This is a genomic window from Brevibacillus sp. HB1.2, assembly GCF_013332495.1.
GTDB lineage: Bacteria > Bacillota > Bacilli > Brevibacillales > Brevibacillaceae > Brevibacillus > Brevibacillus porteri.
This window is the reverse complement of record NZ_JABMIU010000025.1, coordinates 1-25,149: the sequence shown is the minus strand read 5'-3', so window position 1 is coordinate 25,149 and position 25,149 is coordinate 1. Positions and strand designations below refer to the sequence as shown.

The window sequence follows — 25,149 nt, the reverse complement described above, 5'->3', positions numbered from 1 at the left end:
TATTCAATTGCCATTTAAACCGCCGTTTGCTCACTAACTTTTCCCTTCATTTTCCTTATCTGCAACAAATAAATGAGGTAGGCAGCGAACAACCCGATGAGAGTCATGAAGCCGAGAACGACAAAGTCATTCATGACAGCTGACAGACCATGTCCCTTCGTCAAAATCTCTCTGACACCATTCAAGAAATACGTCAGCGGCAAAGATTTTGCAATCGCGACAATTCCAGTCGGCATCGACATGAGTGGCCAAGTATAGCCAGATAACATAAACGAAGGTACTGCAATCATCATCCCGATCTGAGTAGCTTGGAGCTGGCTGCTGGACACAAAGGAGATGGCATAACCAATAGCCAATACCGCCAAGTTAAACATGGTAGCCAGTAGCATCAGGTCGAACGTACTTCCGTAATAAGGGATATCGAAACCTTTTAACATCAATGTAAACGCTAGGAACATGTTGAGGGTTCCTGCCAGAAAGTACGGCAACAATTTGCTCGCCGTGATCGCGAAGAAGCTATGGCGAGAGAGTGTATCCTTCCAGGTACCCTCTTCTTTTTGTTGGGCAACCGACAATACGATTCCAAGAAACAGCACTTGCTGTAGCACTGTACCTGCGAGTCCGAATACCATGAAGGACAAATAGCTGAAGGTCGGGTTATACAGCACTCTGTATCGATAGTCGATACCCGTAAACATGTTTTTCCCTTTTTCTCCCCATCCGCCAATTGCTTCCATCTTCTTCAGCGTGGTTCCTGCTGAAACAGATTTAATCGCAGTATTCGCCGCTCGAACTGCCGTATTCGAAATCATGATGTTGCTGCCGTCGATAACAGTCAGTACCTCTGCCTCTCTCCCAGCCTTCACATCCTTTTCTAATCCAGCAGGAATGATCAGGGCGATATTTGCTTCGCCCTTGTCAACCAATTTCATTGCTTCTTCTTCTGTTCCTACAACGGACGTGATCCGAAATGTATGATCGACCTCAAAGGCGCGATAGAGCTCACGACTCAATTCGGTTTGATCGGCATCCACCATCACAGTAGGGATCTCCATCACTTTTTTCTCACTGTACAGAAAACCGAACATTGTTAAATAAATCAGCGGAACGAGGAAGAGAATATTACGAATGGTTTTGTTTGCAAAAAGATTTTTCCATTCGCTCCAGAACAGGTGAGAGAAACTATTCACCATTACCAGCTCCTTCAAGTTGCCACTCAACTGTCAGGCCTGGACGCAATTCCGGATCGGACACCAACAACTTCACTTGGAAGGAACGAATGTCACGATCACCGAGTTCTTGTGTCGCTTTTTTTACGGCAAAGTCAGCAGCAGGAGCTACAGTAACCACTTTGGCGTCTACTTCTCTGTTCAGAGCTGGGACAAACAATTTCACTTGATCGCCTGTTTTCACATTCGCGAGCATGTATTCATTCACATAAAATTTGACATAGTTGTCTGATTTCGTTTGGAGCGTCAAAACGGTGAAACCTTGCGAAACCAGCTCTCCCTTTTGAACAGCAACTGCTTTTACAATACCGTCTACTGGAGCTGACAGCTTGGTGTTGTTCACATAGGCTTCCATTTCAGCCAGCGCACCTTTTGCCTGCATGACGTTCGCTTCTGCGGATTTAACATCCAGCTCCTTCAAGCCTACTTGGCCTCTCCCTGCTACAGCTTGGTTGTATGCAGCTTTTGCTTGATCCAGTTGTGCTTGTGCGGCATCGACCTGCTCTTTGCGCGAACCAGTTTGAGCCATTTTCAACTGTTCTTCTGCTGCTTTAAACTCCGCTTGCGCCTTGTCTGCTTGCATCTGCGCCTCTTCCACTTTCACTTGTGGAACGGCACCCTCCGCCATTAATTTTTTCATTCGTTCCAAATTCGTCGCGGCAATTTGATTCGAAGTTTGTGCTGCTTGTAATTTCGCTTTGAGCTGCGTAATTTCTTCTGAACGCGCTCCATTTTTGTTCGCGTCAAGCTGCGCTTGCGCCGAGCTGACTGCTGCTTTTGCTTGGTCGACTTGAGCATTGCTGGAGTTATCTGTCACGGATACTCCTTTTTTCGCCTGATCAAGCTTGACGAGAGAGAGCTTGTAAGCAGCTTCAGCCTGCTCTTTCTTCGCGAGAATCTCTGCGCTGTTTAGCGTGGCAACGACTTGCCCTGCCTTTACTTCGTCCCCTTCTTTTAGGGAGAGCTGTTCGATGGAACCGCCCATTTTAAAAGAGAGATCTACCTCTGTTCCCTCGATTACACCTGCTAATTTCGTTGTGTTCTTACCAGCCATGCTACTCACATTTGAACCAAACAATACGGTTCCAAGTACTGCAATACTGACTACAAAGCTACCTATACCGATCCATGCACGTTTGTTCATCTGTCTTCTCCTCTTGTTTTACGTTTCTCTAGACGTTATTTGGTTTAAAACATTCCTGAAAGCATGTAACGAAGCGTCTGTTTATCTGCGGCACTGTTCACTGGCTCTTTGCGAAATTGCTTGCGAAGCACGGTAAAACCAACCATGCCGAACAATGCGGAAGCGAGTGTACGAATATCGATATCTGCCCGGATATACCCTTGCTGCTGCAATTCCAGCATGTGTGACTCCATTGTGCTGAAATAGCCACCTAACAGATTGCCAACCATCCTGTCGCGCTGTCCATCTCCTGAGAACGCACTCAGCAACAGGAAACACAAATCTTGATTCTCGGAAAAGAAGCGAAGATGCTCATCCAGCACATTCAGAATGCGATCCTCCAAGGAAAGCTCTTCATTTTGCATTACATTATCTACATGGTAAATCAGCATCTTCACGCCTTTTTCTATCACGTACAAAAACAGCTCTTCCTTTGTGGAAAAGTGATAATAGAGTGTTCCTTTTGCCACCTGCGCCATTTCCGCGATTGCATCCATGGTCGTTTCGCTATATCCCAATTGGGCAAATGCGGTTAAAGCTCCATTTGCAATTTGATCTTTTTTAGATGGTGCCATCACTCCTGTCCCCTTTCAATTTTTTGAACTGACTGGTCAGTACAAAGATTATATTACGAATACTTCCTAGTTTTGTCAAGCAGCCATTCCTTCTATGTATAAAAAAAAGATCGCTTTGTGGGCGATCTTTTACTTCTCGATAATTTGAAGGTATGTTTCCATGGTTGCAGGCATTGGCGCGACACCGAGGCCCTCCCTCAGTTTTGCTACACATTTCTCGTACCAGCGAATGGCCTGTGTCCGATTATTTTGCTGATAATACGCAGTCATTAGTAAGCGGTACGACTCCTCCCAGCAATCATCCACCCGCAGAATCGCTTCACACCAGCGGATTGTTTTTTCCAATTGCCCATCCTCTAGCATGATTTTGGCTACCCTCTCTGCTCCGCGTAAAAACAGTGCCTGCACTCTCTCACGCTCTTCTACGCACCAATCCTCATAACGGCATTCCGGCATGTAATCGCCCAAGTAATACGCAAGCCCTTTTTCCAAAAGGATGGCTCCCTGACGCCGGTCTGATTCTGCCAAGCCCAATGTAACGAGCTTCTCGAATTCCTCGACGTCCATATGGTAGCCCGATGCCAGATTGAATCCGTAAGAGCTGCCATGGCGTTGAATGAAGAATGTATCTGTTCTGGCGGCACGATCTGGCTCGAGGGCTTTGTTCAACGCATTCAACGACACTTTAAAATCGCGGATTGCCGCTTCCTCGATACTGTCTGGCCAAAGTCGGTTCATGATTTCTTCCCGGGCTAACAAATGATGTCTCTTCGTTAATAAAAGCTGAAACAACAGCTTGGCCGTCCCACGCTGCCATGCCTTTTCGCTCAGCTCCCGCTCTCCCAGCCATACACGGAACGCGCCCAGCGTCTGAATACGAAGCGTATAGCCGGGGTGGAAGGTCACGTTTTGCAAGCCCAAATCATTTAACAGCTGAGAGACGTAATCCGGTGATACCTTCCGTCGCTCTGCCTCAATCAAAATCGGCATAAGCTGTTGTACATCATGTGGGGTAAGCAGGGTCGGTCGCTGCAAAAGGAATTGATATTCACCGGACTTCATCAAGGACAGAGCTTGCGTCACCGCAGGTACAAACAAATCCCATTGTTTTTTGCGATAAGCCAAGAAGCTCAGCCATAATTGGCAAATGACTACACTGTAGCTATCCCCGCAGTGACTAAGTCGGTCGGCACAGTCGATAAAGGTAGCCCATGCTTCCTCTTCTTTACCATATTTCGCATAAGCAATCCCAATCGCCATCCGTACCAGACTGCCTAACCAGTCGTCGCGCATTGCCTCTGTCTCTTGTATCCCCCTGTTGCCATACAAAAGGGCTTGGTCGAGTGCCTTTTCTCTTGCGTGAAGCAGGGTTAGTCCCAGAAGCGTTTCTGACTTTCCGCGTGTCGACTGGAGCTCCTCCATGATCTGCAAACCTTTTTCATAAAGCTGGCGAATCTCATCCATAGGTAATGTTTGACTGATGAGGGCAGCATGGGCTTTTCGAACATAGCCATTTGCCTCTACAAATGGTGAATGCGCTGCACGTCCGAGTTGGATCGCAGTTTCTGCGGCTTCCCACCCCCGCTCCCATTCGCCATTCAATGCATACACAAAAGATAGCAGCAAAGAGGTTTCCCGATACGATCTGGTCAGCGGAGGATGCTTCCTCTGTTCTACCTGCCACTTACTCTCCAGGAGCTGAATGGAGGACTGCAATCGGCCAGTACGGAACAACAGGCGCGATTCCAGCTCAACCTCCGTCTGCTGCTCTAATTCCTGACTCCGTTCATACCAAGCTGCCGCCTGTTTGGCATCTCCGCGATTCGTATAAATTTCTGCCAGCAAACGGTATAGCCTCGGTGCCATTTCATTCTCTTGTTCAAATGGGGGCAAAAGTTGAATCGCTCTCTTAAGCAGTTCTTCTGCCCGGACGCCTTGTACGCTGTCCAGATGAACGCGTGCTTGCCCTTCCAGCCCGCGGCACAATCCGATTTGATCTTGCTTGTGTTCACATTGTTTCAAAAATTGCTCATAAGAAGAAAAGGCCTTCGCATACAGACAGCGATAGCGTTCTACTTCACCCTGATAAAACAGCAGCCAATGCTGTTCGCACTTGATGTTCTCTGGTAACAGTGTTATCCACTCGTATAAAAAATCCAGCTTCCCTGCTTGCAGCAACCTTTCCGATGCTTGGCACAACCATTCACCCAGCACCTCCCACTGCTCGACGAGCCGCAACCGCCCAAAAGCTTTTGCCTCGTCCCCTTTACGTCTGTACCAGCCTGCGGCCTTATGATTGACATGCACGTACGTCGCTTGATTCGCAGCCAGTTTACTAGACAGGAGACGCTGGAAAAGCGGATGAAAGGAATAATGAGATCCTGCCTGGACATGCAAAAAAAGATTACAACGCTGTGCTTCATACAGGTGCTCGATGTATCCTTCCCCGAGTATTTGCTTGCAATCCTCCAGGTCGAATTGCTCGAGAACCGCTGCCTCCATCAAGAAGCATTGCATACTTGCATCCAGCTGTGTCCAGACTTCCACTTCCAGCAAATGCAGCAATCGCGATAACTCACGCAGACTGTCAGAAACCGTCTGCCCCCTCGTTACCATTTCACCAAAAGTGCGCAGCGCCATCACCCAGCCTTGCGCCACCTCTTCTACACGGCCCCAATCGTCTTCGGACAGCGTTATGTCGTATTGATCTGAATAAAAGGCTTCACTCTCCTCCAACGTAAAAGAAAGGTCATTTGTTGTAAGTTCCAGACACTCGCCTCTTGCGGACAACAAGTCGAGATTAGACCACTTCAGTCGAGAGCGCGTTAAGATGACCAGCTTGACTTTTTGTGGGAGAGCCTCGGCTAACCGTTGAATAAATCGATCGACGTCACTACCATCATCTATTCGTTGGTAATGGTCCAAAACAAGTATGTGGTCCACCTGGAGTTGTACACATTCCCCGACGAACCAGTCGACCAATACCTTACTGTCAATGGAGGGCACCGGACTTTGCTCAGTGATACGTATGAGTCGCTCTCGCAATACCTGTCCAAAATCGGAATGAATCTGACGAACGCTTTCGACGAGACAGATGACAAACGCAAGAAGGGCATCGTCTCCATCCTGGATCGTATACCAGGATGCAGCCAGTGCTTCATCATGCAAAAATGTAGCCAGAGAAGTCGTTTTGCCATAGCCTGTCCCTGCATGAATGAGACAAAGCTGCGTATATTTCAACAGGCGTAATTTTTTTGCCAATGCAGGTCGCCGTAAGACATATGGCTTCTGTCCTGGAGGAGTTATTTTGGATATAGGGATGTGGATTGGAATCATAAAATGTGCACTCCTTGCCGTTCTCCTGCTCTTCTTTGACTATTTCCCCATTTCTAACTATTCTCCTGCCAATTGACTCTTAATCAACAAAAAGCCCACCCGGGAGTCCAGGTGGTGCTCATTCAATCCACTAAATTATATCCAATAACAGTATATCCAATATCATTTAACAAAACTTGGAATTCTTCGTCACTAATGTGCTCTCCGTGTGTAATTCGTGAATGCAAATTTGCGATTCGGTCATAAACAGCGCGATTGGTGGAGACGTATAATATGTTGAAGCGTGTTTCTGCCTGCAAGCGTGACCTCATCCGATCCACGACACGTTTATGCAGCGAATCTGGATGTCCATTATCGACTCGCACAATTTTTCCAGGTGTATACGGGATCGACGTCCGCGGATTGACTTCGTCAGGCTTCGGAGTATCGACTGGCAGCACACCTACAATCAAGTTATCCTTGTACGCTAACACCTTGATATCGGTTACACCGGGCAGCTTTTCCGCATGCCCTTCCAAGTGTGTCACGAGCTGCGGCTCACGCTGATGAACCATCTTTTGGCTAATCATGGCTGCCGGTCCTTTATCCCTAGCGACGTTATCGTTCTGGAAGTTAATCCCGAGAGATTCAAATTTGGCCTGATTTCCGTTCTGATCTTCGGTGCCCTGTTCTTTGTTAGGCGAACACCCTGTCAGCAAGCCGGCAAACAGGAGCACAGCAATGATACTCCCACTCATTCGTCTCACAACAAAAACACCTCCTTGCACTTAGTGTGATGTGCAGGAGGTGTTCTTACTCAGGAAGTAGCTGCCTTAATTCGCCTTTTGGAAGTCACCTTCAAATGTATCTTTTTTGCCGTCTTTTTCAGCTTTGAGCGTGTAGCTTCTGATTCCATCATTCGTGGATTGGTAAAACTCAAAAGTACCTTCAGCAGTTACTTCCACTTCGTATGTTTTGTCTTCCAACGTTACGGTAACCTCTGTTCCAGGTTTTACTTTACCGACGATTTGGTAAACTCCCAAATTGGCTAAAGAAAAGGTCTTACCTTTAACACTTTCCTTGTCAATAAATGCAACCTGCTCAGGCTTTTTCTCGTCTGTTGCTGGTTTCGTCGGATCTTTTGGCTTTTCCTGTTGTCCGACTTGATTAGGGTTCACATTATCCGCAATCAAAACGGTTTGCGTTTTTGGATCCCACTCTACTTTGTAACTCAGCGCTTCCGCAATAAAACGAACAGGTACTACAGTACGCTTGTTCACAATCTGTGCAGGCACGTCCAGGTTGATCGTTTGTCCATTTTTCTTGGCAATTTTTTGTGTAACGACCAATCTGATGTTATCTTTCCCTTTATTAATCGTTACGGTACGAGTAGCTTCGTTCCACTGCACTTCAAAACCGAGGCTTTCTGCAATCGGACGAATCGGAACCAGTGTACGCCCCTGGCTGATAATAGGTGCTTGGTCAGGAAACGCGATTTGTTTTTTATTGTACTCCACTTTAACAGCAGTCTGTACTGCTTTCGGCGCAACAGGTGCAGATGCTGCCGCTGCAGAAAACGCTGCCATTGGTACCAGGGCGATCGCTAGCAGTAATGAGGTTACTTTTTTAAGCAAAACATTCACTCCATTTCCAAAAAAGTTCATACGATTCTTAATCTACTATAGGATGAGGACTGTTTCAAGAATTTCCTACAGTCTCCCTTTCAAAAGATCGTTCTTTCCTAGTAGTTCTCTTCCATCTCGTTACTTTTTCCTCCTCCTTTTGACCTAATTTCAAATTGTTACAAAAATGCAACCATCTTGCTTTCCAAAACCGTTACAATAGACAAGAAGCGACAGTATTTTATCTTGAAAGAGGCAATGACTGATGAATAAATTTCTCCCTTTCCTCATCCTGGCACTTATCTTAACGTTAATTCCTCCAGTAGGAAGCTCCGCCAATACGACGGCCATCCAATTGGGAAGTGATGTACTGTTCAATCAGTTCCACCATCTCATTGAAGGCAAAAAAGTCGGGTTGATTACGAATCAAACAGGTCTGAACAGTCAAATGGTTAGCACGATCGACATGTTACGACGTGATCGCTCCGTGCATTTAACCACTCTCTATGCACCTGAACATGGCCTCGACGGAAAAACGGTCGCAGGAAAACAAGTAACGAGCTTTGTTCATCCCGTTTACGCTATACCGGTCTACGGCTTGTCTGGATCAACTCGCAAGCCGACACCAGAAATGCTGAAAGACATTGATATTCTTCTCATCGATTTGCAAGATATCGGATCGAGAACCTACACATACATATCTACCTTGCAATACGCCATGACAGCTGCAAAGGAACAAGGAAAAGAAGTAATGATATTGGATCGACCGAATCCTCTCGGCGGAACAATTGTCGAGGGTCCTGTAGTTGAACTGCCTTACCGCTCCTTTATCGGAGTGGACACCCTCCCGCTTGCACATGGCATGACGATCGGAGAGCTGGCATTGTTTTTCAACCGTACCATCGGTGTAGACCTTACCGTCATTCCGATGCAAGGGTATGCACGCAGCATGATTTATCAACAGACAGGTTTAGCCTGGATTCCGAGTTCTCCGCATATCCCTAACTTGACCTCGGTTTTCGGGTATATGGCAACTGGTTTGGGTGAGGGTACCCCCATTCGTCAAGGCGACCATTTCACCTGGATCGGGGCTGAGGGTCTGGATTCGCACAAGTACGCCGATCTGTTAAATGGAAGTCTTCTGCCTGGTGTCATCTTTATTCCTGAGAATAAAGGAACTGCCGGGGGCGTACGCCTTCAGATCAACGATCTACATCAGTTTAACCCTGTAAAAACAGGTATTTACGCGCTGACCTATGCCAAGCAATTGCAGCCATTCCCTATGCCAAAAAGTACAAGTATGCAAATCTCTATGTTCGACAAGGTGATGGGTACCAACAAAATCGGTCTGCTTCTCGAACAAGGCAAATCCCCGCAGGAGATTGTTTCTTCCTATGAAGCGGATCTTAAGAAATTTGTAGAGCTGCGGCAAAAATATTTGATCTATGGCGATGAACCGTTTATCCCAATGCAGCCGATTCAACAGAAACAACCGAAGCAATCAAAGCAGCCTGAACAACCAGAACAACCGAAACCATCTAAGCCAGAAAAGCCAAAGACACCGACTCCACAGCAGCCTGGCAATAATAATGGAACGACCAATCCAGCGAAGAAACCTGAACCAGCTACAAAACCGATTCCTCAGACACCGAAGTCTTCTGAGAAGATCGCTTATTTAACCTTTGACGATGGACCTTCTTCAGTAACTCCACGTGTTTTGGATACGCTGAAAACGCATCAGGTTAAAGCTACCTTCTTTATAGTAGGCCGTGAGGTAGCTGGTCATGAGGCCATTCTCAAAAGGATTGTAGCTGAAGGGCATGCGTTGGGAGGACATTCGTATTCCCATAATTATCAACTTGTTTACAAAAACATGGAGAGCTTTTTTGCAGACCTAGAAAAAGGCAGTCAAATGATTGAAAAAGCAACCGGCGTAAAACCAGCAGTATTCCGCTATCCAGGTGGCAGCACGAATACCGTCAGTTTGAAATATCAAGATCCCAAACGTTATAACAAGCAGCATACAGTCATGCATGCGATCAAAGCAGAGGCGCAACAACGTGGCTATTCATTTATCGACTGGAATGTAACAAACGGCGATGCAAGAAGCAACAAATACACAGCCGCTCAAACACTGGCCAATATAAAGCAGCAAGTAAAGTCACAAAAAGAAATCGTCGTCTTGATGCATGATTCCAGTACCAAGTCACCAACAGCTGAAGCTCTCCCAGAAATCATTTCGTACTTGAAAGAAAAAGGCTATCGTTTTGAAGTCATTCAAGCCGATCGTCCAACTGTTTCCAACGTAAAATAATCACAGCAGCAAAAAGCCCGCTCTGTAATAGAGCGGGTTATTTTGTATGTTAGACCTTGTGACTGGCTAAGTCGTCAGTTTTTCGTATCGGAGGCGCAGCTCTCTTTTCAAAATTTTTCCGCTAGGGTTTCGAGGAAGATTGTCGGCAATCACTACATATTTGGGTGCTTTGAAGGAGGAAAGACGGTCTTTGCAAAAAGCAAGCATCTCGTCAGCAGTCAGTGACTCACCTGCTTTTGGCACAACGACAGCCGTCACTGCTTCGATCCAGTACGGATGGGGAACTCCGATCACTGCGACCTCAGACACTTTCGGATGTTGATAAATAAGCTCCTCAATCTCCCTGCTTGCAACGTTCTCTCCCCCCGATTTAATCATATCCTTTTTCCGATCAACGACCGTGATATAGCCTTCTTCATCCATGATGCCCAAATCCCCGCTGTGAAACCACCCACCATGGAAAGCAGCCCGTGTCTTTTCCTCATCTCGGAAATACCCCAGCATCGCATGACTGGTCCTGTGTACAATCTCACCAACACTTCCACGCGGGACTTCATTCCCATCATCATCGACGATTTTCGTTTCTACATGTAACGCTGGCTTGCCTGCAGAGCCCGCTTTTCTCATCTGATCCTTCGGCTGTAAAACAGTTGCTAATGGAGCCACTTCCGTCTGCCCGTAAAAATTGTAATACTGTGCGTTCGGGAGACGTTGACCAAGCTCTTTTAACACTTCTACAGGCATGATCGCAGCACCGTAATAGCACTTTTGCAAAGAACTCAAATTGCGCACGGCAAAATCGGGAGAACGCAGTATTGCAATCCATACGGTTGGCGGGCAAAACAACTGAGTAGCCTTATACGCCTCTACCGTCTGCAGCATTAACGCAGGGGTTGCCTGTTCCAAAATAATACCGCTCCCACCTAGGTACACGTACGGTCCCAAAAAGCAATGAAGCTGCGCACTATGGAACAAGGGAAGCGCGTGAACAGCCACATCATCCTGCGTCATCCCGCCTTCAATGATCGCACTGACATATTCGGAGATAATGCTTTTATGCGTGAGCATAACGCCCTTTGGCTTTGATTCCGTTCCGCTGGTATACAAAATCTGTACAACATCTTCTTCCGCTATATCTACTTCAGGCTCATGGTCGTCTGCCGCTTCCATCAGCGTGCGAAAAGGCAACCATTCCCCTGCTTGTACTGTAGGTTTGGACATGAGGGAAAGCAGCTTGGGGGAAATTCCAGCTAATTGGAGTCCGTCTTGAGCGAGCTGCAGGAATTCAGAGGATACGAAGCACGCACTCACTTCCGCATGACCCAAAATATAGGCGACATCTTCCTTATTCAACATGAAGTTGATCGGCACCATGATGACTCCTGCTTTCGCTAGCCCAAAGTTCAGAATCGCAAAATCCATCGAGTTGCGTGAAAGTACAGCTACCCGCTCCCCTTTTTGCAAGCCTTTGGAAAGAAGCGTATGAGCCGTCTTATTTGCAAGCTGATCAAGCTGCGTGTAGGTCAATACTTCTTCCTCAAAGTACAGGGCAGGCTTATCAGGATTTCGCCCACGACTTCTTCGCAAAATATCGCCTAGTGCATTTCTACGAACCCGTTGCGCTTCGAGCATGCAAATTCCCCCATCACTTTTAGTCTCCTCTCCATTATATAATAGTTTTCTTTATTTTCTGATATTTTTACAATAAAGAAACGACAACTTACACTCAAAGCTCTCAACCATAAAAAAGACCCCAGCTTCTCAACTGGAGTCGGTTCATTTGTATTTATGGCGGAGGGAGCAGGATTCGAACCCGCGTGAGCTTGCACTCTAACGGTTTTCAAGACCGCCCCGTTATGACCACTTCGGTATCCCTCCGTATTTCAACAATACTTACTATATCACAGCTCTACTATTTTTTGCAAGAGCCCTGTATCCATTTCCTTTATCGTTTGAAGGCAACGAGTTTCAATTCCGTCATTTCTTCTATCGCGTATTTGACCCCTTCCCGACCAAGTCCGCTTTCCTTTACGCCACCGTAGGGCATATGGTCCACGCGAAAAGTCGGAATATCATTTACCATCACACCACCCACGCGCAGCTCTTCTGCCGCTTCCAGAGCCAACGACAGATTGTTGGTATAGACACCAGCCTGTAATCCATAGCGGGAATCATTGACCAACGTAATGCCTTGCCGGACAGACTCCACTGGATTAATCAGAACGACAGGACCAAATACTTCCTGACAAGAAACTTTTGCCTCTGCCGGAACACCCGTCAACACCGTAGGTTGGAGCATCCGATCCACGATCTGTCCCCCACACTCCAAACGTGCCCCCTGCTGGAGCGCCTCATGAATCCACGCCATCGCACGTTCTGATTCGCGTGGATTGATCATAGCGGAATAGTCCGCGTCCTCAGAGAGCGAATCACCACCGCGAAGTGCTCGTGTGTGTTCAACAAACTGTTGGACGAAATCATGATAGATTTCTTTGACCACATAAATTCTTTGCACAGAGATACATACCTGCCCAGAATAGGCGAATGCGCCAAAAACGCATCGGGGTATCACATCATTGAGTTGCACATCGCGATCAACGATCACTGCCGAATTCGATCCCAGCTCGAGCGTGACTCTTTTCATGCCCGCTCGATTGCGTATATCCAGCCCAACACTTGGGCTCCCTGTAAACGTCACCGCCCTGACTCTCGGGTCAGACACGATTTTATCGCCAACACTCGCACCACTGCCTGTGATCACATTTAGGGCTCCTGCAGGCACACCCGCTTGCTCTGCGAGCTCTGCGAGAAACAATGCGCTAAGTGGTGTCTGCGATGCAGGCTTGAGAACAACAGTATTACCAGCAGCGAGAGCAGGTCCGACCTTATGGGCGACGAGATTCATGGGAAAATTAAAGGGTGTAATGGCACCGATGACTCCCAGTGGTTCACGCACGGTGTAAGCCAGGCGCCCCTCTCCGCCGATAGCTGCATCGAGTGGTACAGTTTCTCCATGGAGGCGTTTGGCTTCCTCTGCCGCAAACTTATACGTCTGAATGGTTCGGATCACTTCACCGCGGGCTGTTTTAATTGGTTTTCCCGCTTCTATTGCGATGATCCGTGCCGCTTCCTCCAAACGTTCATTCATCAAAATTGAGATTTTTTCAAGCAGGAAGGAGCGTTGATAGGCAGGAAGACGCCGCATGACGGCTGTCGCTTCGTGGGCCGCAGCAATTGCTTTTTCAACCAATGATGAGTCTGCTTGCGAAATTTGTGCAATCTCTTGACCCGTACATGGAGAGAATAGCGGTGCATGAGCAGTGGCTGGCACCCACTCTCCCCCGATAAAGCACGTTTTTTTCATTGGTATCCCCACTCTCATTGATTGGAGTTCACCTCCAAACATTCTCCCTCATGCGCATGCCTTCCTGTCTTGATTTTGAAATATTTGGATATCTTTTTACTCTTTCACACTTTTAGCTACACCGCACCATTCCAGTAACGTAAGCGCAAAGATCTCAGCACAACGGAATACCTCATCCAAAACGATGTATTCATTCGGGTAGTGTGCAACCTGTGTGACTCCAGGTCCGACAACAATCGCTGGGGTATTAGCCAAAGCCGTCAACAAACCGCCATCTGTTCCCCAAGGCGATGCTTCCACAATGGCACGATCTCCTGTCACAGCTTCAAACTGTGCTTGCAGAATTTCCATCAACGGATGATCTAGCTCCACTGCTCCCGGAACCCAACGAGCTCCGAACCACTCCAGCTCGACGGGCTGTTCTGCAAACCACGGGTCGATCTCAGCCAGCTTTTTGAGTGCTGCTGCCATTTCGGCTTTGGCATTGTCCATCTGCTCTCCTGGGGCAACCCCCATCCTTCCTTCCAGCTTGACGAGGTCAGCTACAGACGAAGGCCACTTGCCACCCTCAATCACCCCCAGATTAATCGGGATCGGAATGGGCAGCTTGGCGTAGAGCGGATCGTCGAGTCGATCATTTCGCTCTTTTTCCAATTGACCAATTGCTTGAACGACGAGCATGCTCTTTTCGATGGCGCTGACTCCCTCGTAGCGGGTCCCTCCGTGAGCAGAACGCCCTTTGACGGTCAGTCTGAACCACATGGAGCCTTGCTGCTTCGGGAAAATTTTCATATTGGTCGGCTCTGGAATCAGGGCAGCATCCGCTTTGTACCCGCGAATGATGGTCGCCAATGTTCCAGCACCGCCGCTTTCTTCTTCTACGACGCTCTGAAAAATGACGTCGCCTTTCAGTTGCACACCCAACTTCTGTAGAACCTGGATCGCCAACAGTGAAGATAGGTTTCCACCCTTCATGTCTGTTGCTCCACGTCCATAAAGCTTGCCGTCCACAACCTTCCCGCTAAACGGAGCATCGCTCCACTGTGCCAGATCGCCCTCAGGCACTACATCCACGTGTCCGTTTAGAATGATGGAACGCCCATCTCCTTGACCCTTCCACACACCGACGACATTCGGGCTACCTTCAAACGTTGTGCGCGGGGAGACAAAATACGGATGTGACACCAGCTCCTCGCCTTCCATAACCCATAAGTCAACGTCCAGCCCCATCTGCCCCAAAAGCTCTGCAATGCTTTGCTGGATGGATTGCTCTTCGCCTTGTACGCTCGGGCTTTTTACCCATTGCTGTAGCAGTTGAACAGCCGCCTCGCGATCTTTTTCCAATTGCTCCCGAATAAGCACCTGCCAGTTTGCCATGTTTTTCCCCCGTTCCATGGTTTTTGTCTTTGCTTAGCGGAAAACGCCAACCTCTCCGTCCATCTTGAGCTCTGCTTCCGTTGTTCCAATCACGTCAGCGACACTGTAAGGATACATGACTTCTCGCAGATACAACCCATCTGGCATGACCTCCATTACTGCCATATCCGTGATGATCAAATCCGCTGCTTTTGTCGCAGTTAACGGCAGTGAACATTCCCGAACGATTTTCGAACGTCCGTTTTTATCCAGATGCGTGGTCACAACCATGACCTTCTTGGCCTTTTGTGCCAGCTCCATAGCTCCTCCCATGCCTGGGACGCGTTTGCCTGGAACGATCCAGTTGGCAATGTCACCATTTTGGCTTACTTCCAGGACCCCTAAAATCGTCATGTCCAACAGTCCACGACGGATGATGGCAAAAGCAGTCGCACTGTCAAAAAAGGATGCCCCTGTGGCGAGCGTGACAGGAAAACCGCCAGCATTGCATAGCATGGCGTTCTCCTCGCCTTTCGCAGGGCTTGGTCCTGTACCGAGAATGCCGTTCTCAGCATGAAACATGACCCGCTTGTCAGCTGGGATAAAATCCGCAACCAATGTCGGAATGCCGATTCCCAGATTAATAATCATGCCGTCTTCTACTTCCAACGCTGCGCGGCGGGCAATTCGTTCACGATAGCTCTCTGTTTCTTTTACTTCTCCCATGCCCATTGCCAGTTCACCCCTTCACTTTGGACAATAAAGTTCACAAAAACGCCCGGGGTGACGATTTCTTCCGGGTCGATCATGCCTACCTCTACAATCTCATCCGCTTCCACGATAGTAATGTCTCCCGCCATCGCCACTAACGGATTGAAATTGCGTGCACTTGTATCAAACACCAAATTGCCAAAGCGATCCGCTTTTTTCGCATGTACGATAGCCACTTCGGCAGTAAGCGGTGTCTCCAACAGGTATTCCTTTCCATCCAGAACGACCTTCTGCTTCCCTTTTTCCGCGATCGTCCCGATACCGACATCCGATAGAATGCCTCCCAGACCGACTCCACCTGCCCGTACACGCTCTGCAAGTATCCCCTGCGGGCAGAACTCTACTTCCAGCTCTCCAGCCGTCATTTGGGCCCCTGCGTTCGGATTTGAGCCAATGTGTGAAGCAATGACTTTTTTAACGCGCTTTTCGGTCACCAGCTTGCCGATTCCGATATGCGGGAAAGCAGTATCGTTACTGATCAACGTCAGATCACGCACGCCCCTATCCAAAATCCCCTGAATCAACGTAGGCGGGTTCCCTACCCCACCGAAGCCCCCTGCCAACAGCGTCATCCCATCGTGAAAATGGGTGAGCACTTCGGACAGGGAGACGACCTTTTCAAATCGGTTTGTCATTCTCGTTCCTCCTCCTCTATCCGATCAGTGCCTTGTCTTGGAGCTCTTGCTGAACAGCTACCACCGCTTCTTTCAGCAGAGATATCAGCTCATCGATTTGCTCCGTAGTAATGGTCAGTGGAGGTGAGATGATGACAGCGTCTCCTGCCACCCCTTCGATTCCGCCCATTGCCGGATAAATAAGCAAGCCTTTTTCAAATGCTTTTTCAATGACCTTCCCGCCTACCCCTTGTGAAAGTGCAAACGGCTCTTTTGTCTGCTTGTTTTTCACTAATTCCAGCGCGCACAGCATACCAAGACCACGTGCATCTCCGATCAACGGGAGCTCGTCAGCCAGTTCTTTTAGGCGGGCAAGCAAATAGGCACCTTGTTCTGCTGCTTTGTCGACTAGCTGATGCTTCTCCACATAGTTGAGGACAGCCAGAGAAACAGCAGCAGATTGTGGATTGGCGCTATACGTATGTCCTGCCATAATCGAGCCGCTGCCTTTTGTAATGGTCTCAATGATTTCGTCCGAGACAATCGTAGCAGCCATTGGCGTATAACCGGCACTCATCCCTTTACCCAATGCCATCAGGTCAGGTACGACGTCCCAATGGTCGATCCCAAATGCTTTCCCCGTGCGACCTACCCCTGTCATCACTTCATCTGCGATAAACAGAACCTCATACTTGTCGCAAATCTCGCGAATGCGTTGGAAGTAACCATTTGGCGGCACTACAGCCCCACCAGAAGCGCCGATGACAGGCTCAGCGATGAATGCCGCTACTTGCTCAGGTCCGACGCGCAAAATCGCGGTCTCCAGCTCGTTTGCACACGCAAGCGCATACGCTTCGAGGGACATGTCTTCTGGTTTACGATACGGATATGGTCCTGTGATCGCCGGATAGTCAGCCAATAATGAGGTGAACCGCTTTCTGCGCAAGACATGTCCAGACATCGAAAGTGCACCCATTGTAATCCCGTGATAGCTCATCCAGCGGGAAATAATCCGATTTTTCGTAGGTCTTCCTTTTTCTTGCCAGTACTGAATCGCGATTTTTTGTGCAGTCTCTGTTGCTTCCGAACCGCTGCTGACAAAAAATGTCCAGTTCAGTGAGCCTGGTGCCCACTCAGCCAGCTTCGCAGCCAGTTTCTCCACAGCATCGCTGCTAAAATGCGAGCGGTATACAAAGGAAACCTCCTTGGCTTGCGCATACATCGCCTCAGCCACTTCTTCTACACCGTGACCAATGCTTGCCGTCACCGCTCCACTGGAACCGTCGATGTAACGATTCCCTTCTTTATCGTAAAGATAGATGCCTTTTCCGTGAGAAATTACCGGATACTCTTTGCCCAATTCAGGCTTGATTACATAGCTTTTCGTCATTTTCGTCGCCACCTCGCTTATTCTCTACCTCTATCCTAGCTGAGCAGCACGCAAGAGCCATCCTACGTGCTGGCAAAAAAACATGGCAAAGAGACAAAATCTTTTGTACATTTTGTATAAGAGAACCTTTACCGAGGCTTTTGGAGGAGATGCCTGATGACCATCACGATAAAAGAAGCACTACAACTGCCGGACATGGTTCACACCAGGCTGATCGCAGGAGCAGGCGGACTGGACAATCCGATTCGTTGGGTGACTATTGTCGAGGTGCTGGAGGATACGAGTCGCTTGCAGGAAGGCGAATTTTTGATTACAACCGGCTTTGGGCTGGCTGAAAACATGGAAAAGCTCGCTTCTTTTATTCCTTCGTTGGCGAAGCAAAAGCTGAGTGGCGTTGCGATTCATACGGGCTTTTACTTACGAGAAATTCCCGAGACGTTTTTGTCTTTGGCGGATCACTATCAACTTCCATTGATTGAAATTCCCACGGAGATTAACTTTTCGATCATCACCAAAGCTATCTTGCAGCCGATCATGAATCGCCAATTTGAGACGCTGGCCTATTCCTCGGCGATTCACAATCGAATGATTGACGCTGCCCTGTCCAAAGGAGGCCTTCCCGCCATCGCTGGCGAGCTCGCTACACTTACCGGAGGCGTCGTGTCGCTCATCGATGCATTAGGCTTCGAAGTCACACAGCATGGCAGCTCGGAAGCACTGCCGCATGAGCAGTCCCAGGAAATCTCGCATCGTGTACCGATTCGCGCCAATCGCGAGCATTTTGGCACGTTGACCTTAACGAAGCCCGAGCACACCTGGAAAGAGCTCGATGACGTCGCTCTACAGCATGCCTCTACCTTATGTGCACTCGAATATGTAAAGGAAAGGGCAGTAGCCGCAACGGAATGGCGGTTAAAAGGGGATTTTGTGGAGGAGTTGCTAAACGGGCAGCAGATGACCCATACGGAGCTGGAGAGCCGTTGTCGCATGCTGGGGTACCCGCTTGCTGGACATCATCTCTGTGTCGCTGTTCGCGTAGAGGTAGCCGATCAGACGCTGCTTGGAGACATGCATCAAAGTGTCATTACATTGATGCGGAGGCTTAGCGACCGTCATCAGCGCTCTTATTTACTACGCGAGCGTCCACATTGCCTCTTATTTATTTTGCCGGATGATGAGACGAGCCTGCGCTTGTTGGAACAGCTCACTTCCCGCTGGAGAGGGTTGCACCCTTCTCTTGACCTACAGATCGCCTTGAGCAATCCCTGTGAGCAATTGCCAAACGTCGTCAGTGCCTCCGAAGAAGCGATGTTTGCTCTCCAAGCGTATCCGCTGTTGGCCCAATCCCCGCAAATTCTGCGATACCGGGATATGCAGGGCTATCAGTTTTTATTTCCGTACCATCGTGAAAAAGATAGCTTGCTCCGCCTGTGGAACCCATTGCTAGAGCCATTAATTCGCTATGATACGAAATACAATCAACAGCTTCTCGAAACACTTGAAGTGTATTTGGCCCAAAATGGAAACGGTCTACAGACTTCGCAAGCCTTGTATATCCATCGACATACGCTCAAGTACCGGTTGACCCAGATTGAAGAAAAAACAGGCTACCGCCTGGAGGATGCTCATCAACGCTGGCAGCTTCAGTTGGCCCTGATGGCCCGTCGTCTGCAACAGCAGTTGTATCCTACAAACAGGTAGCCTGTTATTCCCTCGTCGGACGAAGTGGCTTTACCCATATATTCATGTCTTCATATCCTGAAAAAATCGTGCAATTGTTAATCAACCGCCCGCGGTAAGCATAGCCCATTTTGGCAGCCGTCACATTCATTCCTGCAGATTGTGCCCGGGTCAAGGTGTATAAAAAGTAAATCCCCGCCTCCTCCATCCTTTGTTCCAGCGCGATAAACAACGGTTGGAGGAGACCTTTCCCCGCATGGTCTGGATCGGTCGCGCAATCCGTCATTTCCGCTGAACCAAATCGTTCGGATACTTCAGCTGACGCAGCACATGCAATCTTGCCGTCAAATTCAACGACATAATAGATGGTGCCTTCTTGCATGGTTTTTAGAATGTAGGACGGATCGTTCATCGGTGTAGGATACGTCGCGAATACCAGTCCATACAAAAAAGCCAATTCCTTCGTGTCTGCCTCCGTTGCTTCACGCAGGTGGTATCCCTCGGGTAAAGTTTTCTCTATCGTACCCCCCGCTCGTGACAAGCTCAACGTAAGAATTTCCTCGGCAAGTTTTGCTGCACCAGAGGTGGCCCGCTCTTTTGTCAGATAGCAGGTGAGCATCTGTGCGTTTTCCCCTTGAAAAAAACCATCGATGGTTCCCTCCAGCTCGTAACCAAGGGATTGCCATTGTGAAACATCTTGTTTCTTCCCGTACACAATCACTTTTGTTGCCTCTGACTCTTCGGCCAGCTCCTTCATGACCCGATCCCACTGCTCGATTTGTGATGGTTCATATACGTGCAGCTTTACCCGGCGATTTTGTCGATCAATGATCAGGTCGCCAGCGTCCTGTGCGCCTACAACATTTATCACGGTCTTCATCCTCCCCTACAGTACTCCTCCTCTCATTGTAGCAAAACAAGTAAAGCCGTCATCTGCCAATCTGTATAAAAAAGCGTTCCTCATGCACAAAAAAACACAGGGTGGGCATTCTGTTGGGTCATATTTACTCGTTCTTCATACCATAAAAGTAGATGCTTCATGTGCGAGAAGGAGGGTGTTTTTTGTGAGCTGCAATAACAATTTTGCCCTGATCCTTGTCCTCTTTGTCCTTTTGGTCATCGTACTCGTCGTAATCGGATAGACTTCTGGAGATGCCTCTCATGTCAGGTCGTATCGAGGGGCCTTTTACATATCATGGTAATAGGGAATCACACGCTCGAGAAGGGAGGAAGCCCTCGTGCCCCCACTTATCTATGCCCATCGTGGCGCTTCCGGCCTGTTTCCGGAAAATACGATGGGATCCTTTCAAGCAGCCGTCCGACGAAAAGCTAATGGGATCGAATTGGACGTCCAGCTCAGCAGTGATAATAAGCTGGTTGTCATTCATGACCATAGCCTGGAACGCACGACCAATGGTTCCGGTATGGTGCGCCAATACACATTGCGTGAACTGCGTCAGCTACGTGCGGATAAAGACTCGTCTATGCGAGTACCAAAAGCCCACATCCCAACCTTGCAGGAGGTATTCCAGACGTTTGTCGACACACCACTGCGCTTCATCATCGAGCTGAAAAATTTCTTCCTCGATCAACCCCACTTAGAGGAGCTCGTCATCGAACAAATCAGACGTTATCAGCTAACAGAGCGAACCATCATTTCAGCGTTTAACTTCGACAGCCTTTTACGAATTAAGCAATTGGATGCCACGCAAAGGACGGGACTTTTATACGTTGGACCACTCGTCAAGCCCTGGGAAGTAGCCAGCAGCTATCGAGCTGATCAATTGCACGTCCCTTATGATCAATTGACGGAAGACTTGGTCAAACAAGCAAAGGAGCATCATTTTGAAGTATTGAGCTGGACGGTGAACAGTGGTCGGCAAATTCAACGAGCCATTGACTGTGGTGTAGATGGTCTGATCACCAATTACCCGAAGCGTGCGAGAAATCTGATTCGCAATTTATAAAAAAGAAAGGGAGCCCTTAAAAAGGCTCCCTTTTTGTTGCTGCATCCTTACGTACGTGGCACGAAAAACTTTCCTTGCCAGCTATTCCGCGCTTTCAGTTCTGCATCAATGCCATTCAGAACTTCCCACTTTTTGCGACTCCACATCGGTCCAATCAAGAGATCAGGTGGGCCGTCCCCAGTGATTCGATGGACGATCATCTCTGGAGGTAAAATTTCCAATGTATCCACAACGAGCTTTGTGTACTCTTCCTGTGACAGGAATTCCAAAAGACCTGCTTCATATTGCTTCACCATCGGCGTTTTGCGCAGCAGATGCAACAGGTGTATCTTGATCCCCTGCACATCGAGATGTGCCACAGCATCTGCCGTCTGCATCATCTCTTCTTGGCTCTCTCCTGGCAATCCGTAGATGATATGTGAGCATACACGAATGTTGTGCTTGCGTAATCTCTCTACAGCATCCACGTAGCATTGATAATCGTGTGCTCGATTAATTAACTGGGCTGTGTGCTCATGAACTGTCTGTAGACCGAGCTCCACCCACAAATATGTGCGCTCATTCAATTCAGCCAAATACTCCACAACATCGTCAGGCAGGCAGTCAGGACGTGTGGCAATGGAGAGCCCAACTACACCTTCTTGTTGGAGGATGACTTCGTACATCTCCCGCAGCTCCTCTACAGGTGCATACGTATTCGTGTACGCTTGGAAGAAGCCCAAATACTTGGCTTGCGGCCATTTCTCATGCATGCGATTTTTCACATCATGAAACTGTCTTTCCAGGTCCATTCTGCGATCACCAGCAAAATCTCCAGATCCTCTCGCACTGCAAAACGTGCAGCCGCCTGTCGCTACTTTCCCATCCCGATTCGGACAACTAAAACCGCCATCCAATGGAACCTTAAAAATCTTTTCGTGAAAAGTTCCTCTTAAATGATTATTCCATGTATGGTATCGTTTATCGCCCCACAACAATGGGACGTCGTTGTTGTGAATATCTGTCGCGAGCTTCATTGCTGTTTTCCTCCTATGGGCACCGCTACGTCTGGCGCTGGTGCCTTAATCCCGTTGGCGAACGCTACTTGCTTGATCACGTCATTATACCAAATTCGGCAACGGTCTCGCTACTTTAAGATAATAGGAAAACCACAGGTGAATATTCCCCCTGTGGTTTTGCTTGTTTACGTCACTATTGCTGGATCTCCTCAATACGAATCGCGCGTGTGTGAGAGGTGTGACTCCACTCTTGGTTTTTCTTCGTAAAGAACGCGTAAAACATAATCGGAAGCCAGGTCAGGAAAAAGAATGGTAGTAAGAGGAGCCCGAAATACCCCTTCCACGGAACTTTATCCAAATAGAGGGCCAAGATCGGCAACAGGTAGAACACGGCAGTAGAACCGTATACCAGCCATGTAGGCAAGATCGTGGATACTGTTGTCAGCGTACCGATATCAAAAAATCTTGCCAAGAACAATACCGACATCATCGTCACCATCAGCACATACATCGGTTGGAAGAGGTAGAAGGCTGCATCAAGCATTCCCAGCTTTCTTGACTTCAAACCATTAAACAAGACAGCGCGGATGTAGCGTCCTGCCACATCGTAGTGCCCTTGCATCCAACGCAAACGCTGGCGCATCGACGATTTTAAATCAATCGGTTTTTCATCCCAGACCTTGGTGTCATGTGCCCATGTCGGGTAAATACCGCGTTCAATACAACGTGTTGCAAATTCCAGGTCTTCCGTGAGACTGGTTGCTCCCCAGCCCATTTCTTTGAGCAGGTTGCTCTCAATGCACAAGCCCGTTCCGCCCAAAGTGTTCGGCAGTCCCAAATTGTGACGAGCTAACTGCCACATACGGTTTGTAAACCAGTAGGTAACCGCATAGGACAGCGTAATCCAGGAATCAAACGGGTTCTTGGAGTCGAGGTAGCCTTGAATTACACGCGCCCCTTTGGAGAGACGGTCATTCATTACTTTCAGGAAGTTTTTCTCAACCAAGTTGTCAGCATCAAACATGACGACAGCGTCATACTGCTTAGGTCTTGCCCAGAGGTTCTCCAGCATCCATTCGATGCCGTAGCCTTTCCCACGCTTGGATGTGTCAAAACGCTCACATGCAATTGCACCATGCGCCCGACTAATTTCTGCCGTGTTATCTGTACAGTTGTCGCAAATGACGAAGATGTCGTACATTTCACGTGGATAGTCGAGTTTCTTCAGGTTTTCAATAAGCGGAGCAATTACGGCGCTCTCATTGTGAGCTGCCACGAGCACAGCAAACGTCTTTTGCGGCTCTGTTGTTACTTGCTCTTTTTTGCGGAACAGGCCTGCACAAGAAACCAGTGTTTGGTATGTGCCGATTACACCCACCGCAGACGTAAATCCGATGAATAATCCCTCAATGATCTCTCTAATTACACTCATGGGTTCTTCTCCTCGACCTAAACCAGATTGGGTCTGATCTGAATTTAGGTAGTGTTGTTTTTCCAACATTTCTCTATTGTTTTTCTCTCAATTGGCAGTTTACATCAAATGCGATTCATAAGCAATGACCCAAAAGTGGGAAAAAATAAGGCACTGCTATCACCTTTCCCACCTTTTTCTCTTTCTATTCGACAGTGCTTGGCAGTTGGCAGAAAAAAAAGCCCTTGTCGAAAAAGGCTCCATTTATTTAGAAAAATACAAACGCTCGTTTCCATTTCTTCCTGATTGTTTTCGGGATTGGTGCGGTCGGCGAGACTCGAACTCGCACGGGTCGCCCCGCCACCCCCTCAAGATGGTGTGTCTGCCAATTCCACCACGACCGCCTATAAACGCTGATTTTACTCGTGTTTTTCTGTTGACACGAAGTACGTTTTTGAGTATACACAATCAATTTTCGCAAGTCAATATCGTTTTCGATTTGATGGAGCCCATATTTTTCCTGTCAAACTATCTTTTTTATTGCTCAGTCTTCTAGTAGATACGTTTGTCGAAAAAGAAAGTTACATGTCGCAAAAATTTTGAAAGAATGCAAACGCATCTCTACAAAAATATCATTGTTTCGTCACATTTTCCGAATAGAAAAGGAGCCATATTCTGTGATTTTTTTACATAATTTATGACAAGTCAGACAAAATATTTCCAATTTTGGATGAAAGTTTTTTAACTTTTTTTTGAAATAGGCTATTTGTCTCATCACATGCTTTTGTTTGTATCCTGAAAGACACTTTATATCTTCTACGAAAAAAACCTCCTGCGGACGCCACAACGTCCTAAGGAGGCTATCTTTTGAAAAGGCGTGGCGTCCCAGGAGAGATTCGAACTCCCGACCGACGGCTTAGAAGGCCGTTGCTCTATCCTGCTGAGCTACTGGGACTAAAATGGAGGGAGTACCCGGATTTGAACCGGGGATAAGGGTTTTGCAGACCCGTGCCTTACCCCTTGGCTATACTCCCATGTTGTTATGGGGCGATCGATGGGACTTGAACCCACGAGTGCCGGAGCCACAATCCGGTGCGTTAACCCCTTCGCCACGACCGCCATATTTTTATGTAGTTTGGTAGCGGTGGAGGGAATCGAACCCCCGACCTTTCGGGTATGAACCGAACGCTCTAACCAGCTGAGCTACGCCGCCAAAATAAAAATGGCGGAGAGTGAGGGATTCGAACCCTCGCTACGCTTGCGCATACTAACGGTTTAGCAAACCGTCCCCTTCGGCCTCTTGGGTAACTCTCCGTGATTATATGCACCTTCAAAACTAGATATGCATGATTGCTAAGAA

19 protein-coding genes and 7 tRNA genes are annotated in these 25,149 nt (G+C 48.1%); 4 read left to right on the top strand and 22 right to left on the bottom strand.

From position 1 onward, the window contains the following. Positions 1 to 14: 14 nt before the first annotated feature. From HPY28_RS28910 to HPY28_RS28885, 6 genes are all read right to left on the bottom strand, one after another. Positions 15 to 1,193, bottom strand: a complete 1,179-nt coding sequence (locus HPY28_RS28910; RefSeq protein ID WP_173624257.1) for an ABC transporter permease — start codon at positions 1,191 to 1,193, stop codon at positions 15 to 17. Further along, positions 1,183 to 2,373, bottom strand: coding sequence for an HlyD family secretion protein (locus tag HPY28_RS28905; protein ID WP_173624256.1), 1,191 nt, complete (start codon positions 2,371 to 2,373; stop codon positions 1,183 to 1,185). The genes HPY28_RS28910 and HPY28_RS28905 overlap by 11 nt, the downstream gene beginning before the upstream one ends. 44 nt (positions 2,374 to 2,417) lie before the next feature. Continuing rightward, the gene (locus HPY28_RS28900; protein ID WP_026042999.1) at positions 2,418 to 2,987 is read right to left on the bottom strand and encodes a TetR/AcrR family transcriptional regulator; all 570 of its coding nucleotides are present in this window, start codon (positions 2,985 to 2,987) and stop codon (positions 2,418 to 2,420) included. A gap of 129 nt (positions 2,988 to 3,116) precedes the next feature. Further along, on the bottom strand, positions 3,117 to 6,323 hold the full coding sequence (locus HPY28_RS28895) for an ATP-binding protein (RefSeq protein WP_173624255.1): 3,207 nt from the start codon (positions 6,321 to 6,323) through the stop codon (positions 3,117 to 3,119). A gap of 122 nt (positions 6,324 to 6,445) precedes the next feature. Beyond that, positions 6,446 to 7,060: a YhcN/YlaJ family sporulation lipoprotein gene (locus tag HPY28_RS28890; RefSeq protein ID WP_217368932.1), complete on the bottom strand. Its 615-nt coding sequence runs from the start codon at positions 7,058 to 7,060 to the stop codon at positions 6,446 to 6,448. A gap of 75 nt (positions 7,061 to 7,135) precedes the next feature. After that, positions 7,136 to 7,966 carry a copper amine oxidase N-terminal domain-containing protein gene (locus HPY28_RS28885; protein WP_173624254.1) on the bottom strand — a complete coding sequence of 277 codons (831 nt, stop codon included), beginning with the start codon at positions 7,964 to 7,966 and terminating at the stop codon, positions 7,136 to 7,138. Between the two features lie 223 nt (positions 7,967 to 8,189). Here HPY28_RS28885 and HPY28_RS28880 point away from each other — a divergent pair, with 223 nt between their 5' ends. Further along, positions 8,190 to 10,238 carry an exo-beta-N-acetylmuramidase NamZ domain-containing protein gene (locus HPY28_RS28880; RefSeq protein WP_174231885.1) on the top strand — a complete coding sequence of 683 codons (2,049 nt, stop codon included), beginning with the start codon at positions 8,190 to 8,192 and terminating at the stop codon, positions 10,236 to 10,238. A 66-nt stretch (positions 10,239 to 10,304) separates the two neighbouring features. Here the strand turns inward: HPY28_RS28880 and HPY28_RS28875 are convergent, their stop codons facing one another. The 7 genes from HPY28_RS28875 to HPY28_RS28845 all read right to left on the bottom strand — a co-directional run bounded on the left by HPY28_RS28875 (position 10,305) and on the right by HPY28_RS28845 (position 17,733). Continuing rightward, complete coding sequence (locus HPY28_RS28875; protein WP_174231884.1) at positions 10,305 to 11,870, bottom strand: acyl-CoA synthetase; 1,566 nt, start codon at positions 11,868 to 11,870, stop codon at positions 10,305 to 10,307. 157 nt (positions 11,871 to 12,027) lie between these two features. Then, a tRNA-Ser gene (locus HPY28_RS28870) sits at positions 12,028 to 12,116 on the bottom strand. Positions 12,117 to 12,183: 67 nt separating this feature from the next. Further along, positions 12,184 to 13,602, bottom strand: a complete 1,419-nt coding sequence (locus HPY28_RS28865; protein WP_026042998.1) for an aldehyde dehydrogenase family protein — start codon at positions 13,600 to 13,602, stop codon at positions 12,184 to 12,186. A gap of 96 nt (positions 13,603 to 13,698) precedes the next feature. Beyond that, positions 13,699 to 14,979, bottom strand: a complete 1,281-nt coding sequence (locus HPY28_RS28860) for a peptidase (protein WP_017247771.1) — start codon at positions 14,977 to 14,979, stop codon at positions 13,699 to 13,701. Positions 14,980 to 15,012: 33 nt separating this feature from the next. Beyond that, positions 15,013 to 15,690, bottom strand: a complete 678-nt coding sequence (locus HPY28_RS28855; RefSeq protein ID WP_174231883.1) for a 3-oxoacid CoA-transferase subunit B — start codon at positions 15,688 to 15,690, stop codon at positions 15,013 to 15,015. Continuing rightward, complete coding sequence (locus tag HPY28_RS28850; RefSeq protein ID WP_174231882.1) at positions 15,672 to 16,364, bottom strand: 3-oxoacid CoA-transferase subunit A; 693 nt, start codon at positions 16,362 to 16,364, stop codon at positions 15,672 to 15,674. Before HPY28_RS28850 ends, HPY28_RS28855 begins: the two co-directional genes overlap by 19 nt. A 16-nt stretch (positions 16,365 to 16,380) precedes the next feature. Then, a complete protein-coding gene (locus HPY28_RS28845; RefSeq protein WP_017247768.1) occupies positions 16,381 to 17,733 on the bottom strand; it encodes an aspartate aminotransferase family protein in 1,353 nt (450 codons plus the stop codon). Positions 17,734 to 17,889: 156 nt separating this feature from the next. Here HPY28_RS28845 and HPY28_RS28840 point away from each other — a divergent pair, with 156 nt between their 5' ends. After that, complete coding sequence (locus HPY28_RS28840; protein WP_174231881.1) at positions 17,890 to 19,434, top strand: PucR family transcriptional regulator; 1,545 nt, start codon at positions 17,890 to 17,892, stop codon at positions 19,432 to 19,434. 4 nt (positions 19,435 to 19,438) lie between these two features. Here HPY28_RS28840 and ablB read toward each other — a convergent pair whose 3' ends face one another. Beyond that, entirely contained in the window at positions 19,439 to 20,293 is an 855-nt protein-coding gene (ablB, locus tag HPY28_RS28835) for a putative beta-lysine N-acetyltransferase (RefSeq protein ID WP_017247766.1), read from the bottom strand. Here ablB and yjcZ point away from each other — a divergent pair. Together yjcZ and HPY28_RS28825 are read left to right on the top strand one after the other, a co-directional pair. Next, on the top strand, positions 20,241 to 20,555 hold the full coding sequence (gene yjcZ, locus HPY28_RS31020; protein WP_106836696.1) for a sporulation protein YjcZ: 315 nt from the start codon (positions 20,241 to 20,243) through the stop codon (positions 20,553 to 20,555). The genes ablB and yjcZ overlap by 53 nt on opposite strands. 96 nt (positions 20,556 to 20,651) lie before the next feature. After that, a complete protein-coding gene (locus HPY28_RS28825; protein WP_083261745.1) occupies positions 20,652 to 21,380 on the top strand; it encodes a glycerophosphodiester phosphodiesterase in 729 nt (242 codons plus the stop codon). A gap of 47 nt (positions 21,381 to 21,427) precedes the next feature. Here the strand turns inward: HPY28_RS28825 and mnmL are convergent, their stop codons facing one another. The 8 genes from mnmL to HPY28_RS28785 all read right to left on the bottom strand — a co-directional run bounded on the left by mnmL (position 21,428) and on the right by HPY28_RS28785 (position 25,103). After that, entirely contained in the window at positions 21,428 to 22,396 is a 969-nt protein-coding gene (gene mnmL, locus HPY28_RS28820) for a tRNA modification radical SAM protein MnmL/YtqA (RefSeq protein WP_069852441.1), read from the bottom strand. 175 nt (positions 22,397 to 22,571) lie between these two features. After that, positions 22,572 to 23,810: a glycosyltransferase family 2 protein gene (locus HPY28_RS28815; RefSeq protein ID WP_007724131.1), complete on the bottom strand. Its 1,239-nt coding sequence runs from the start codon at positions 23,808 to 23,810 to the stop codon at positions 22,572 to 22,574. 298 nt (positions 23,811 to 24,108) lie between these two features. Next, a tRNA-Leu gene (locus HPY28_RS28810) sits at positions 24,109 to 24,193 on the bottom strand. Positions 24,194 to 24,667: 474 nt separating this feature from the next. Then, positions 24,668 to 24,744 (bottom strand) — tRNA-Arg (locus tag HPY28_RS28805). A 5-nt stretch (positions 24,745 to 24,749) separates the two neighbouring features. Beyond that, a tRNA-Cys gene (locus tag HPY28_RS28800) sits at positions 24,750 to 24,823 on the bottom strand. A gap of 9 nt (positions 24,824 to 24,832) precedes the next feature. Beyond that, positions 24,833 to 24,908 (bottom strand) — tRNA-His (locus HPY28_RS28795). A 17-nt stretch (positions 24,909 to 24,925) separates the two neighbouring features. Then, positions 24,926 to 25,002: transfer RNA gene (locus HPY28_RS28790), tRNA-Met, on the bottom strand. Positions 25,003 to 25,012: 10 nt separating this feature from the next. Beyond that, positions 25,013 to 25,103 (bottom strand) — tRNA-Ser (locus tag HPY28_RS28785). Between the last annotated feature and the right edge of the window lie 46 nt (positions 25,104 to 25,149).